General features: G+C 64.3%; 8 protein-coding genes. 6 read left to right on the top strand and 2 right to left on the bottom strand.

The genetic code is table 11. The features are described from left to right. Position 1: 1 nt before the first annotated feature. Both FJ964_RS16495 and FJ964_RS16505 read right to left on the bottom strand, forming a co-directional pair. Complete coding sequence (locus tag FJ964_RS16495; protein ID WP_140551370.1) at positions 2 to 2,572, bottom strand: FAD-dependent oxidoreductase; 2,571 nt, start codon at positions 2,570 to 2,572, stop codon at positions 2 to 4. Between the two features lie 474 nt (positions 2,573 to 3,046). Then, positions 3,047 to 4,624 carry a trimethylamine methyltransferase family protein gene (locus tag FJ964_RS16505; protein ID WP_140551371.1) on the bottom strand — a complete coding sequence of 526 codons (1,578 nt, stop codon included), beginning with the start codon at positions 4,622 to 4,624 and terminating at the stop codon, positions 3,047 to 3,049. Positions 4,625 to 4,836: 212 nt separating this feature from the next. Here FJ964_RS16505 and FJ964_RS16510 point away from each other — a divergent pair, with 212 nt between their 5' ends. From FJ964_RS16510 to FJ964_RS16535, 6 genes are all read left to right on the top strand, one after another. Continuing rightward, positions 4,837 to 6,726, top strand: a complete 1,890-nt coding sequence (locus FJ964_RS16510) for a phospholipase D-like domain-containing protein (RefSeq protein WP_140551372.1) — start codon at positions 4,837 to 4,839, stop codon at positions 6,724 to 6,726. Between the two features lie 164 nt (positions 6,727 to 6,890). Next, positions 6,891 to 8,066: an MFS transporter gene (locus FJ964_RS16515; protein ID WP_140551373.1), complete on the top strand. Its 1,176-nt coding sequence runs from the start codon at positions 6,891 to 6,893 to the stop codon at positions 8,064 to 8,066. 94 nt (positions 8,067 to 8,160) lie between these two features. Continuing rightward, entirely contained in the window at positions 8,161 to 9,321 is a 1,161-nt protein-coding gene (locus FJ964_RS16520) for an MFS transporter (protein WP_140551374.1), read from the top strand. Positions 9,322 to 9,425: 104 nt separating this feature from the next. Further along, positions 9,426 to 11,486: a prolyl oligopeptidase family protein gene (locus FJ964_RS16525; RefSeq protein WP_140551375.1), complete on the top strand. Its 2,061-nt coding sequence runs from the start codon at positions 9,426 to 9,428 to the stop codon at positions 11,484 to 11,486. Between the two features lie 67 nt (positions 11,487 to 11,553). Continuing rightward, the gene (locus tag FJ964_RS16530) at positions 11,554 to 11,694 is read left to right on the top strand and encodes a capsid protein (protein ID WP_140551376.1); all 141 of its coding nucleotides are present in this window, start codon (positions 11,554 to 11,556) and stop codon (positions 11,692 to 11,694) included. A 50-nt stretch (positions 11,695 to 11,744) separates the two neighbouring features. Continuing rightward, the gene (locus FJ964_RS16535) at positions 11,745 to 13,124 is read left to right on the top strand and encodes an aspartate aminotransferase family protein (RefSeq protein ID WP_140551377.1); all 1,380 of its coding nucleotides are present in this window, start codon (positions 11,745 to 11,747) and stop codon (positions 13,122 to 13,124) included. Positions 13,125 to 13,188 lie beyond the last annotated feature (64 nt).

Here is a 13,188-nt window from a genome sequence, read left to right on the forward strand (position 1 = left end):
CTCAGCTCCGCATCTTCTCGCCGCTCGGGTCGAACGGCGGCTCGACATTGATGCGGGCCGGACGGCGATGGCCGAGAATCTCGATCTCGAACACGCCGGCGCTTTCATCCTCGGCCAGCGCCGCCGGCACATAGCCCTGCGCCATCGATTTCTGGACGTAGTGTGCATAGCCGCCAGAGGTCACCCAACCGACCACGCGCCAGTCGCCGTCGACGATGCCGCGCACGGCGGACGCGCCTTGCGCCGCCTTGGAACCACGCAGTTCCTTGCCCGCTGCATCGAAGCGCGGCGCGCCAAAGCCATGCGGCTTTTCCACCGTACCGTAGTCCTTGCTGACCTTGGCCCAGATCGGCTCGTCACCCATCACATCGGCGTCGGCCGCCTCGACGATGAAGGACACGCGGCGCAGCTTCGGTCCCTCGGCCCGTTCCCTGGCGGCCACGTCGCGGCCGATGAAGTCGTTCTTCTCCAGCTTGATGAAGCGGTCCATCGAGCCTTCGAACGGTCCGTAGATCGGCCTGAGTTCGCGGAACCAGGTCGGGAAGTTCTTTTCCAGGCGCATCGACAGCAGGGCGCGCATGCCGAAATCGACCAGGCCGAATTCTTCGCCTGCATCCTTGATCGCCTTGTAAACCAAGCGCTGATAGGCCGGCGCCATCCAGATCTCGTAGCCGAGGTCGCCGGTATAGGTAATGCGGTTGACCATGCAGGGCGCGCCGCCGACCGCCATCTCGCGGAAATCCATGAAGCGGAAGGCCTTGGTCGAGATGTCGACATCGACCAGCTTCTGCAGGAGGTCCCGCGACTTCGGTCCGGCAATCGACAGGCCGACCAGCGTCTGGTCGAAGCGGTGAATCCGCACCGAACCATCCTTCGGCAGATGCTTTTCGAACCAGCGCATGTGATATTTCTGCGCGGCCGAAGAGCCCCAGATCATGAAGCGTTCTTCCGCGGCCTTGGCGATGGTGAAGTCGCCGATCAGCTTGCCGAATTCGTTGATCATCGGGGTCAGCACGATGCGGCCCGCCTTCGGCATGCGGTTGGTCATCAGCCGGTTGAGGAAATCCTCCGCCCCCGGTCCGGAGACCTCGTATTTGGCGAAGTTGGCGATTTCGGTGACGCCGACGCGCTCGCGCGTGGCGCGCACTTCCTCGCCGATCGGCCCAAAATCGTTGGAACGGTGGAAGGAGACGATATCCTTGGGCTCCTTGCCCTTCGGCGCGAACCATAGCGGGGTCTCAAGGCCCCACGAGTCGCCCATGACGGCGTTGTTGGCGAGCATGGTGTCGTAGAGCGGCGTCGTCTGCGCCGGGCGCGCTGCCGGCAGCTCCTCATTGGGGAAGCGGATCGAGAAGCGGCGCGAATAGTTCTCGCGGACCTTGGCATTGGTGTAGCGCAGGCTGGCCCATTCGCCGAAGCGGGCGACGTCCATGCCCCAGACGTCGAAGCCGGGATCGCCATGCACCATCCAGTTGGACAGCGCCAGGCCGACGCCGCCGCCTTGGCTGAAGCCGGCCATGACGGCACAGGCGCACCAGAAGTTGGTCAGGCCCTGTACCGGGCCGACCAGCGGATTGCCGTCCAATGCGAAAGTGAAGGGACCGTTGATGATCTGCTTGATGCCGGCCTTCTCGATGCCGGGGAAATGCTTGAAGCCGACCTCCAGCGACGGCGCGATGCGGTCGAGGTCGGGCTGCAACAGCTCGTGGCCGAAATCCCAGGGCGTGTTGACCGGCGACCACGGCTTGCACGCCTTTTCGTAAGTGCCGAGCAGGATGCCGTTGCGCTCCTGGCGGGTGTAAATCTCGCCCTTGAAATCCATCACGCCGATCATCTCGCGGCCGGTCGATTTGTTGAATTCCTCGACCTCCGGCATGGGTTCGGTGAGAAGATACATGTGCTCCATGGCGAGCACCGGCAGTTCGAGGCCGACCATGCGGCCAATCTCGCGTGCCCACAGGCCGCCGCAGTTGACGACATGCTCGGCGTGAACCGTGCCTTGTTCGGTGATGACGTTCCAGGTGCCGTCGACCTGCTGCGTCAGCTCGACGACGCGGTTGCGCAGCACGATCTCGGCGCCGAGCTTTTTCGCCGCTTTTGAGTACGCAATCGTGGTGCCGGATGGATCGAGATGACCTTCGACCGGATCCCACATGGCGCCAACGAAATTCGTCTCATCCATCAGCGGGAACATCGCCTTGGCCTCGGATGGCGTGATCAGCTCGGTATCCATGCCGAGATAGCGGCCCTTGGCATGGGCAAGCCGCAGGAAGTCCATGCGCTCGGGGGAGTCGGCCATCATCACGCCGCCGGTCAGGTGCAGCGAACAGGACTGGCCGGAAAGCTCCTCGATCTCCTTGTAGAGCTGCACGGTGTAGGCCTGCAGCTTGGCGACGTTGGGGTCACCGTTGAGCGTATGAAAGCCGCCCGCCGCGTGCCAGGACGAGCCGGAGGTGAGCTCCGAGCGCTCGATCAGCATGATGTCGGTCCAGCCGGCCTTGGCCAGGTGATAGAGCACCGAGCAGCCGACGACGCCGCCGCCGATGACAACCGCTTTTACATGGGATTTCATGAAGGTAGGTCCGTTTTTAGAGAAATTGAATCGGGTGAGCGGGGCGCGAAGACAAAGCGGAGGTCGGAGGCAGCGATGTCTTCGGCCAGCCTGCCATCAAGCGCGGCATGGATGGTTTCGCAGACGGGATATCACAAGCCTGCGTCATCCTCGGGCTTGTCCCGAGGATCTGCCGTCCCTCGCCAGTGTAGTGCGATCGGAATTGATAAGTGGTTAGATCCTCGGGACAAGCCCGAGGATGACGGCGCGGATGAGTTCGCTCCAAAGCCGCCCAATCCTGGCGACTGCGCGTTTCGCCAGCGCCATCCCCCGCTCCGTCGCTGGCTCGCAGCGCCACCTCTCTCCCCTCGGGAGGGCGAGGAAGTGAGCCTCCCAGCATAAGCTCGCGCCCTTCCTCTCCCCCGTCGATCGGGGGAGAGGTGTCGAGCGCAGCTCGACGGAGTGAGAGTCGACTGTTCATGAAGCCAATACAGATCAAAAATCGGTCGGCGCGCCGCCTTCGGCGCGGCGCTTCTGGACGAAGGCGTTGAGCTCTTCGCGGATCGCCGGGTCCATGTAGGGCTCGTCATAGGAGGCCAGCCGCTCCTTCCACACCTTGTTGGCCTTTTCGAGCGCCGTCGGCGAGCCGGCTTCCGCCCAGGTCTCGAAATTGCGCCAGTCGGACAGGATCGGCGAGTAGAAGGCCGTCTTGTAGCGATCCTGCGTGTGCTGGGTGCCGAAGAAGTGGCCACCGGGACCGACCGACTGGATGGCGTCGAAGCCAAGCGCCTGTTCGGACAGGTCGAGCGGGGTCAAGAATTCCGCCACCATCTGCAACAGGTCGATGTCGAGGATGGTCTTCTCGTAGGAGCAGCGCAGGCCGCCTTCGAGCCAGCCTGCGGCGTGCATCATCAGATTGCCGCCGCCCTGGATGGCGCCCCACAGCGAGAACACGCTTTCATAGGCGGCCTGCGCGTCGACCGTGTTGGCCGCGCAGGTGTTGGAGGTGCGGTAGGGGATGTTGTAGCGGCGGGCGAGCTGGCCGCCGACGAGTTGCGCCTTCATGTATTCGGGCGTGCCGAAGGCGGGCGCGCCGGACTTCATGTCCACGTTTGAGGTGAAGCCGCCATAACCGACCGGCGCGCCCTTCCGGACCATCTGGGCAAACGCGATGCCGGACAGGGCCTCGGCGTTCTGCTGCACCAGCGCGCCGGCAATGGTCACCGGCGCCATGGCCCCTGACAGGGTGAACGGCGTGACGATGACGACCTGGCCCTTGCTCGACATCTGGATGATGCCTTCCATCATCGGCACGTCGAGTTTGAGCGGCGAATTGGTGTTGATGATGGTGAAGACGGACGGCTCTTCGAGCAGCTGCTCGTGGCTGATGCCGCGCGCGATGCGGGTGATCTCGATGCCGTCGACGTTTCGTTCCTTGCCGAGCGAATAGATGTGGAACACCTTGTCGGTCAGCGTGGCGAGATCGCGGATGCATTCGAGGTGGCGGACGGAGGGATGGATGTCGATCGGCTCGACCGGATAGCCGCCCGTGCAGTTCAGTATGTTGTGCATCTGCGCCAGGCGCAGGAAATTGCGATAGTCCTGCTGGTTGCCGGGCCGGCGGCCACGATCGATGTCCGAGCAATTGGGCGCCGAGGCCATCATCGAGATGATCAGATTATCGCCGCCGAAGCGCACATTATGCGCGGGGTTGCGGGCATGGATGGTGAATTCAGACGGGCAATGCGACACCAGATCGAGGATCATGTCGCTGTCGAAGCGCACGCGCTCGCTGCCTTCGCGCACGTCGGCGCCATGTTCCTTCATGATGCGGCGGGCTTCGTCATGCAGGACGTCGACACCGATCTCCTTCAGCACCCGCAGCGAGGCCAGATGGATCGATTCCAGCTCGTCGTCGGAGACCAGCTTGGTCGGCTGGAGCGGGATTTTCAGCTGGCGGAACGGCGGCTGCTCGAACGCGGCCGAGCCGCCTGCGCGTTTTCCGGCGCGGCCGCCGCGGCGGGCACGATCGGTTGCCAATGCCGGTTCGGCGGGTTGAAGGGCGGCGGTCATGAGGGGCCTCGTACGATGCGAAAGTGGGCGGCATAATGGACCGGCGGCTGTCCGGCCATTGCGGAGGCGGCGACCACTAGAGCGAGGGAAGCGACATGCCGGGACGGGAGCTGCGTGGTCCCTAGGCAGGCCGGCGGATGGGGGCCATGCGTTGCAGTATCGTCTTTTGCTTCTGATAAGCTTGTGCGTCCAATATCTCTGGAGGGAGAGCCATGCCTGACGTCGTCAAAGTGCGTGCCGCCACCAACAACGAAGTCGCGTTCCTCTCCTGGGATATCGACGGGATGATCCCGGGCTGCCTGGGCTTCGAGATCGTCCGCCTCTATCCCGACACCGGCGAGGAGCGTTGCCTGGCGTCCTGGGTGCCGTTCAAGGGACAGCGCAACAAGGATTGGATCCCCCAGGATACCGGCGTCTGGCCGGTGCAGAAGACATTCTGGCGCGATCTCACTGTCCGGCGACGCCGCGACAGCCTCGATGTCAGGCCCGACGGTGAAATGATCGCCTACCGGGTGCGTCCGGTCGGCGACATGAAGGCGGGGCTCGATCCCGTGCCGGTGCGCCCCGAAAAGACCTATACGGGGCCGGCGCGGCCTCTCGGCTACCTCGGCCGGGGCGCGGTCAGTCCGCCGATCTTCCTCGGCCAAATGTTCGGCAAGGCGCGCGTCGCCTTCACCAATGGCGTGCTGTCGACGCAATGGATGTCGCGCGCGCTGGCCGAGGCCGGCATCAAGGTCGGACAACGCGACAAGATCAGGGCTGTGCTGCAGGACCCGACCAGCAAGATACGCGCCTACCTGCATGGCGACGTGCCCGACGTGCTGACCAGCCTCTTGAAACGGGCCAAGGCCGAAGGCGGCACGGTCAGGCTTGCGCTCTACGAGCTTGGCGACGACGAACTGTGCGACGCAATCATCGCCGCAAAGGATGTCGTCGAGGTCATTCTTTCCAATTCGGGCAGGGATGAGCAGACGAAGGCCTGGGACGCCGGCAACGCACCCTACAGGAAGCGGCTGCACGACGCGGGCGTCGAGGTGACGGATCGCCTGTTCAACAACAACCATATCGGCCACAACAAGTTCGCCGTCTATCGCGATGCCCAGGGCAAGCCGCAATCGGTGATGACGGGCAGCACCAACTGGACCTCGACGGGCATTTGCGGGCAATCCAACAACGCCTTTGTCCGCGACGACCCGACGATGGCGGAGATATTCGACGCCTACTGGCAGCGCATGAAGGCCGACCTGTTCCCGCCGCCGGCCACGGAAAGTGCTGCCGGCCACGTCGCGCAGACGCAAGGCGTGCCGTTCCGCAGGGAGAACCACAGGCCAAATCCGCTCAATGGCGCCACGGCGGCGCTGGACGGCATGACGGTGTGGTTCTCGCCCAATGATCCCGAGCGCAACAAGAAGGACATCTCGGTGCAGCCGGTCGATCTCGAGGACCTTTTCGCCCGCATCAAGGCGGCCAAGCGCGCCGTGCTGTTCCTGGTGTTCAATCCTTCGCGGCTCGGCGACAATTCGATCGTCGACCAGGCGGTGGCGGCGGCAAAAGCCGATCCGAAGCTGATCGTGCAAGGGGCGATCAGCGATGAGACCGCCATGCCCAACTATGTCGCGTCGACCAAGGATCCGGTCACCCATAAGTCGAACAGGGACGGCAAGTCGCCCTTCGTCTATCCGGAGAAGGTCTGGGAGGCGCCGAACGTTTCCATCGTGCGGGCGGCGAACCTGACCGGCGCCACGATCGCCCGGGATTTCCAGGCGGAGGTGCTGACCGTCGGCCATGCGATCGTGCACGACAAGATCGTCATCATCGATCCGATGGAGGACAACGCGACGGTCGTCACCGGCAGCCACAATCTCGGTTACAAGGCTTCGTACGAGAACGACGAGAACATGGTGATCGTCGAAGGCGACAAGACTTTCGCCGCGGCCTATGCCGTGCATATGCTCGACGTGTTCGACCACTACAAGTTCCGCGCCTGGCGCAGGACCATCGGCAAGGGACCTTCGGATGACGATGGGCTATCCACCGATGACAAGTGGCTGAAGCCTTACGCGCAAGGCAGGAAAGGTGCGATCGCAAGGTATTTTCCGTAGCGCTGTGGCAGGTGCCAACGGCTTTTGACGCGAGCCTTCCGCTGCACGGCGCCAGCCCTTGGCGCAAGCGGATTTCGCTGTCCGGCCCTTCCTTTCCCGGGATCGAACCGCTAGCTGATGGCTTGCCGATCCGCAGGTCGGCGATTCACTCACGGAACGGCAGCATGGTCGCGACCGGCTCGAGCCAAGGCGAAGCGGCAACGCAGTGGGCAGCGCTCGCCGGCGTTACCGCGGCGCTGGCGATGTTCGGCGCCGCGCAAGGGCTGAGCTCCCCGCTGTTCACGCTGCTGATGCAGAAGCAAGGCATGTCGCCGGGCCTGATCGGGCTGTCGGCGGCGATGATGCCGGTCGGCTTGATCTTGTCTGCCTCCTTCGTGCCGGCTGCCGTGCGGCTGGTCGGCGCCCGCACGCTCGCCGTCGGCTGCTCGCTGATCGGTGCGCTGTGTTTCCTGGGCATCGGCTATCTGCAGGACTGGGTGGCGTGGTTCGTCCTCCGTTTCATCATCGGCGTGGTCATCAACCCGCTCTATATCCTCGGCGAGGTGTGGGCGCTGTCGCTGGCGCCGCCGGCGCGACGCGGCCGGGTGATGGGCGTGTTCAACACGCTGATGGGGGCCGGCTACGCGGCCGGGCCTTTCACCTTGACCCTGGTCGGCACGTCGGGCTGGGCTCCCTTCAGCGTCGGCATTGGCGGTTTCGTGCTCTGCGCTGTCATTCTGCGCCTTGTCTCCTCAAAGCTCACCGGTTTCGAGGACGACGGCCAGCCAGCCGGCAGCTTTGTCGGTTTTGCCCGGCTGGCGCCGGCGCTGCTGCTTGCCGTGCTGGTCTCGGCGGCGGTCCAGCAAAGCACTTATGCGCTGGTTCCGGTCTTCGGCGCCGGCTATGGCCTGCCGGAAGCCGTGCTCGCCGCGCTGGTGATGGCGTTATCCCTGGGCAATATCCTGCTGCAGATCCCGCTCGGCTTGCTCGCCGAACGCTTCGGCGGCCGCTCCATGATCCTGGTTTGCGCGGTGGCGACCACCGTTTGTGCGCTTCTGCTGCCGCTGCTGATCACGACGCCGCTGATCTGGGCGGTGCTGCTGGTGATGGGAGCGGTCGGCTATGGCGTCTACACGATGGCGCTGGTGGAACTCGGCAGCCGGTTCAAGGGCTCGCTGCTGGTCACCGGCAACGCCGCTTTCGCCTTGTTGTGGGGCGTTGGCGGCATTGTCGGTCCGCCTAGCGCCGGCCTGCTGATGCAGGCGATCGGGCCTTTGGGATTGCCTGCGGTGATCGTCGGCCTGGACGCGCTGCTGGTCGCCTTCGCGCTCTACAGATCGGCCAGCCGCAGAGGCTCCTGACAGGGTTTGGCCGGAACAAGCGTGGGTTCGGGCTTTGGGGCTTACGGCTGTCAGGTCGAAACGCTAAGCCTGCAGCCGAGAGGCGATGTGGATCATGGACCGGGTGGAACCGAAGCGCGACGAGACGATGCAGTGGGCAGCGATCACCGGTGTGATCGCGACCGTGTCGGTGTTCGCGATCGCGCAGGGATTGTCCTATCCGCTCTTGAGCTTCATCCTGCAGCGGCAGGGCGTTTCGCCTGTCATGATCGGCCTGTCGGCGGCAATGACGCCGATCGGCTTCATCGTCTCGTCGCCGCTCATTCCGTCACTGGCGCAGCGGTTCGGGGCAGGGCGCACGGCGCTGACCTGCGCGGCGCTTTCGGCGGTCGTGCTGGCGCTGATCGGCTGGACGCAGAATCTCTATCTCTGGTTTCCGCTGCGGTTCCTGATCGGCGCGGTGACCAATCCGCTTTACGTGCTCAGCGAAATCTGGGTGATCGCACTGGCGCCGCCGGCCCGGCGCGGCCGCATCATGGGCGTCTATTCCACGATCATCTCGGCCGGATTCGCCGCCGGGCCGCTTTGCCTGCTGGCCGTCGGTACGGAGGGCTGGCCGCCATTCCTGGTCGGCATTTGCGCCTTCATCTTCTGCGGCGGCTGCCTGGCCCTGGTGGTCGGGCGCCTTCCCAAGGTCGACGAGGCCGGGCATCGACTTTCGGTGATGGGCTTCATGCCGCTGGCATGGCTGCTTTTGTCGGCAGTGGTCGTGGCTGCCGGATTCGAGCAGGCGGTGTTGGCGCTGTTGCCCGTCTACGGCACGCATTATGGCATCGCCGAGACCCGCATGTCGGCGCTGCTGTCGACGATGATCGCCGGCAACATCGCCATGCAGGTGCCGCTCGGCCTGCTGGCCGAGCGGCTCACGGCGCGCCTGGTGCGGTTCATCTGCCTGGTGCTGACGCTGCTTGGCTGTCTGCTGCTGCCGCTATTGATCGAAACGCAGCTGGTCTGGTCGATGATCTTCGTCTGGGGCGCGGTGTCCTACGGCATTTATACGATGGCGATCATCGAACTCGGCGAGCGTTTCAGCGGCTCGGCGCTGGTTGCCGGCAATGCCGCTTTCTCCCTGATGTGGGGCGTCGGCGGCATCCTCGTCCCACCGCTTGCGGGCGGCGTGATGGACGGGATCGGCGCGAGCGGCCTGCCGGTGACGCTCGGCGCGATCTGCCTGGCGCTGACGGCCGCGACCGTTATCCGGCGGCGGATCGTGTGACCGCCTGAAGCGATCTGCCGCGATGACGCGGCTTCGACACCTTGAATCCGGCGCCCTTTGACGCGATGTAGGCAGGGCCGCCCCCCGATTTCCCGGAGACCCGCATGACCATTTCGACGACAAAGCCTGGCTTGGCGACCGATGATCCCTTTCTTTGGCTGGAGGAAAGGACGAGCAAGGAGGCGCTCGACTGGGTACATCGCCAGAACGAAATAACGGTGGCGCAATTGCAGGGCGATCCATCCTACCAGGCATCGTTCGAAACCGCGCTCGATCTGATGACCGCCGAGGACAACATCGCCGTCGGCTCCGCGCTCAACGGCCACGTCTATAATTTCTGGCAGGACAAGACCAATGTGTTGGGCCTGTGGCGCCGCACGACGGTAGCTTCCTACAAGACCGACAGACCGGACTGGGAAACCATCATCGACTTCGACCAGCTCGCGGCGAAGGAGGGAGTGAAGTGGGTGTTCGGCGGCGCCAGCCGGCTCTACCCCGATTTCAACCGCTGCCTGGTTTCGATGTCGCCTGATGGCGGCGACGCCAGCGAGATGCGCGAATTCGACATCGCGGCCAGATCCTTCGTCGAGGACGGGTTTCGCGCGCCCGCTTCCAAATCCGGCTTCGGCTGGCTCGACAAGGACACGGTGATCGTCTCGGCAGCGTTCGAAGAGGCCGACAAGACCGAATCCGGCTATCCACGCGTGGTCAAGCTCTGGAAGCGCGGGACCAGGCTGGAAGACGCGACGCTGATCTTCGAGGCGCAGAAGGAAGACCTCGCCGTTGGCGCGGCGCTCGAGTTCGATGGCGACCGGCGCTATCTCATGCTGGCACGAACGCTCAATTTCTTCGCTTCGCATATTTTCCTGCGGCTGCCTTCGGGCGAGAACAGGCGTCTGCCGCTGCCTGACGACATGACCGATACGGCGATCTTCAGAGATCAACTCGTCTTCAGTGTGCGCAGCCCGTGGACGGCGCCGGACGGCACGCTGTGCAAGCCCGACGGTCTCTATTCGCTGGACCTGGCGCGCTGGGTAGAAACCGGCGCACTCGGACCCGTCCAGACTTTGCTGGAACCGACGCATCGGGTGTCCATCGCAGGCATGGCCCGCACGCAGGACCGGCTGTTCATCAACCTGATGGACAATGTGCGCGGCAAGGTCGTCGTCTGCGCGCGCGAAAAGGGCGGCTGGTCGCTGAAGCCTGTCGCGCTGCCCGAAAACGGCAATGTCGGCATCAGCCATGCGGAGCATTTCGGCTCCAGCGTGTCCTTCTCCTTTACCGATTTCCTGACGCCGAGCTCGATCATCTGGTCTGACGACAATGGCGAGACGCTCGCCACCGTGAAGTCGCAGCCGTCGCGATTCGATGCTTCGCCGCTCGTCTCGGAACAGTTCGAGGCGCGCTCGAAGGACGGCACGATGATCCCCTATTTCGTCGTCAGGCGGCGTGACCAGAAGGGCCCGGTGCCGACACTGCTCTACGGCTATGGCGGCTTCGAAGTGCCTTTGCTGCCCGGCTATGCCGGTGTGCGCGGCAGGCTGTGGCTGGAGAAGGGCAATGCCTATGTGCAGGCCTGCATCCGCGGCGGCGGCGAGTTCGGTCCGGCCTGGCACCAGGCAGCGCTGAAGGGAAACCGGCAGAACGCCTTTGACGATTTCGCCGCCGTGGCTGAGGACGTCGTCAGGCGCGGCATTGCGACAGCCGCCTCGCTCGGCATCCAAGGCGGCTCGAATGGCGGCCTGCTGACGGGCGTCTCGCTGACGCAGCATCCTGAGCTGTTCGGCGCCGTCATCATCGAGGTGCCGCTGCTCGACATGCTGCGCTACACCGAATTGCCGCCCGGCGCGTCGTGGATGGCCGAATATGGCGATCCGTCCAAGCCGGAAGATGCGACCTGGCTCGCCGCCTACTCGCCTTACCAGCATGTCGGGGCCGGTGACTATCCGCCGGTGCTGCTCACCACCTCGACCGCCGACGACCGGGTGCATCCGGGCCATGCGCGCAAGATGGCCGCCCGCCTGCAGGAGGCCGGCCATGCCGGGACGCTTTTCTTCGAGGAGACCGAAGGCGGCCATGGCGGCCGCGGCGACCGCCGGCCGCAGGCGGCGCAGGCCGCGATGAAGTACGTTTTCCTGCAAAGGGCGCTGGGCAGGAAGGGCTGAACCGAAAGCCATCGGACCAGAGCAAAGGGTGGTTCACCTTGACCCTTCTTTGCTCTAAGGTGCCCGCATGGCTCCCGTGGTGACATTGGCCGGCCTTTTCGGGGTTCGGGTGTTTGGGGGCGCGGTGACGCCGTCGCCGCGCACCTTGCGCGCCGAGCTTTTGCGGCTTTGCGCCCGCATCGGCTATTCGCCACCCGCCATCCTCTGAAGAATCCGCCCCGGCGCAGCCGGATTGGTTCCAGAGGAAAGATCAAATCCATGACCTATCAGAATTATTCGCTGAAGCAGCTTCAGCAGATCGACGCCGCGCATCATTTGCATCCGTTCACCGACCATAGGGAATTGCGCGAGGCCGGATCGCGCATCATCACCCACGCCAATGGTCCCTTCATCTACGATTCCGAAGGGAACGAATTGCTCGACGGCATGGCGGGGCTGTGGTGCGTCAATATCGGCTATGGCCGCGACGAGCTCGCCGAGGCCGCCTATGCGCAGATGAAGGAACTGCCTTACTACAACTCCTTCTTCAAATGCTCGACGCCGACGCCCGTGCTTCTGTCGAAGAAGCTGGCGGAGATCGCGCCGAAGACCATCAACCAGGTGTTCTATGGCTCCTCCGGTTCGGAAGCCAACGACACCGCGCTCAGGCTCGTGCGCCACTATTGGGCGCTCGAAGGCAAGCCGCAGAAGAACCGCGTCATCTCGCGCAAGATGGCCTATCACGGCTCGACCATCGCCGGCACGTCGCTCGGCGGCATGGACGCCATGCACAAGCAGCTCAACGGAGAGGTGCCCAACATCGTCCATGTGATGACGCCGTACGCCTACGAGCTGTCGCTGCCGGGCGAGAGCGATCATGATTTCGGCCTGCGCGCGGCAAAGGCGGTCGAGGACGCCATCCTCGAAGCCGGCGCCGACAAGGTCGCCGCCTTCATAGGCGAGCCGGTGATGGGAGCCGGCGGCGTGAAGATAGCGCCGGCAAGCTATTGGCCCGAGGTACAGCGCATCTGCCGCAAATACGATGTGCTGCTGATGCTGGACGAGGTCATCACCGGTTACGGCCGCACCGGCGAATGGTTTGCCGCGCAGACGCTTGGCATCGAGGCCGACACCATCACCACCGCCAAGGCGCTGACGTCGGGCTACCAGCCGCTGTCGGCGCTGCTGGTCGGCGATCGCATTGCCTCGACGCTGATCGAGAAGGGCGGCGAGTTCAATCACGGCTATACCTATTCCGGCCATCCCGTGGCTTGCGCCGTGGCGCTGAAGAACCTGGAGATCATGGAGCAGGAGGGTCTGGTCGATCGCGTCAGGACCGACACCGGGCCCTATTTCGCCAAGGCGCTGCAAGAGCGCATCGCTGGGCACGAGCTGGTCAGCGAGGTGCGTTCGATCGGGCTGATGGGCGCGATCGAGATCGTCAAGGACAAGGCGACGAAGGAACGGTTCCTGCCGGCGGGAAGTGCCGCGGTGACGGTGCGCGACCATGCGATCGCCAACGGAATGATGCTGCGGGCTACCGGTGACACGATGATCCTGTCGCCGCCGCTGATCTGGACCCGGGATACGATCGACATGGCCTGCGAGCGTATCGGCAAGGCGCTCGACCTGGCGCAAGCGGATCTGCGCAAGCGGTAAAAGAAATGGCCGGGCGTTCGTGACCGAGACGTCCGGCCGTCGATGACCCAATTGCCGGTCCCAG

Source organism: Mesorhizobium sp. B2-3-2 (assembly GCF_006442295.1).
Lineage (GTDB): Bacteria > Pseudomonadota > Alphaproteobacteria > Rhizobiales > Rhizobiaceae > Mesorhizobium.

Excerpts from the sequence above, each read along its gene's own strand:
- FJ964_RS16505 (WP_140551371.1), bottom strand. The coding sequence starts at position 4,624 with ATGACCGCCGCCCTTCAACCCGCCGAACCGGCATTGGCAACCGATCGT.
- FJ964_RS16520 (WP_140551374.1), top strand. The coding sequence starts at position 8,161 with ATGGACCGGGTGGAACCGAAGCGCGACGAGACGATGCAGTGGGCAGCG.
- FJ964_RS16535 (WP_140551377.1), top strand. The coding sequence starts at position 11,745 with ATGACCTATCAGAATTATTCGCTGAAGCAGCTTCAGCAGATCGACGCC.
- FJ964_RS16510 (WP_140551372.1), top strand. The coding sequence starts at position 4,837 with ATGCCTGACGTCGTCAAAGTGCGTGCCGCCACCAACAACGAAGTCGCG.
- FJ964_RS16515 (WP_140551373.1), top strand. The coding sequence starts at position 6,891 with ATGGTCGCGACCGGCTCGAGCCAAGGCGAAGCGGCAACGCAGTGGGCA.
- FJ964_RS16530 (WP_140551376.1), top strand. The coding sequence starts at position 11,554 with ATGGCTCCCGTGGTGACATTGGCCGGCCTTTTCGGGGTTCGGGTGTTT.
- FJ964_RS16495 (WP_140551370.1), bottom strand. The coding sequence starts at position 2,572 with ATGAAATCCCATGTAAAAGCGGTTGTCATCGGCGGCGGCGTCGTCGGC.
- FJ964_RS16525 (WP_140551375.1), top strand. The coding sequence starts at position 9,426 with ATGACCATTTCGACGACAAAGCCTGGCTTGGCGACCGATGATCCCTTT.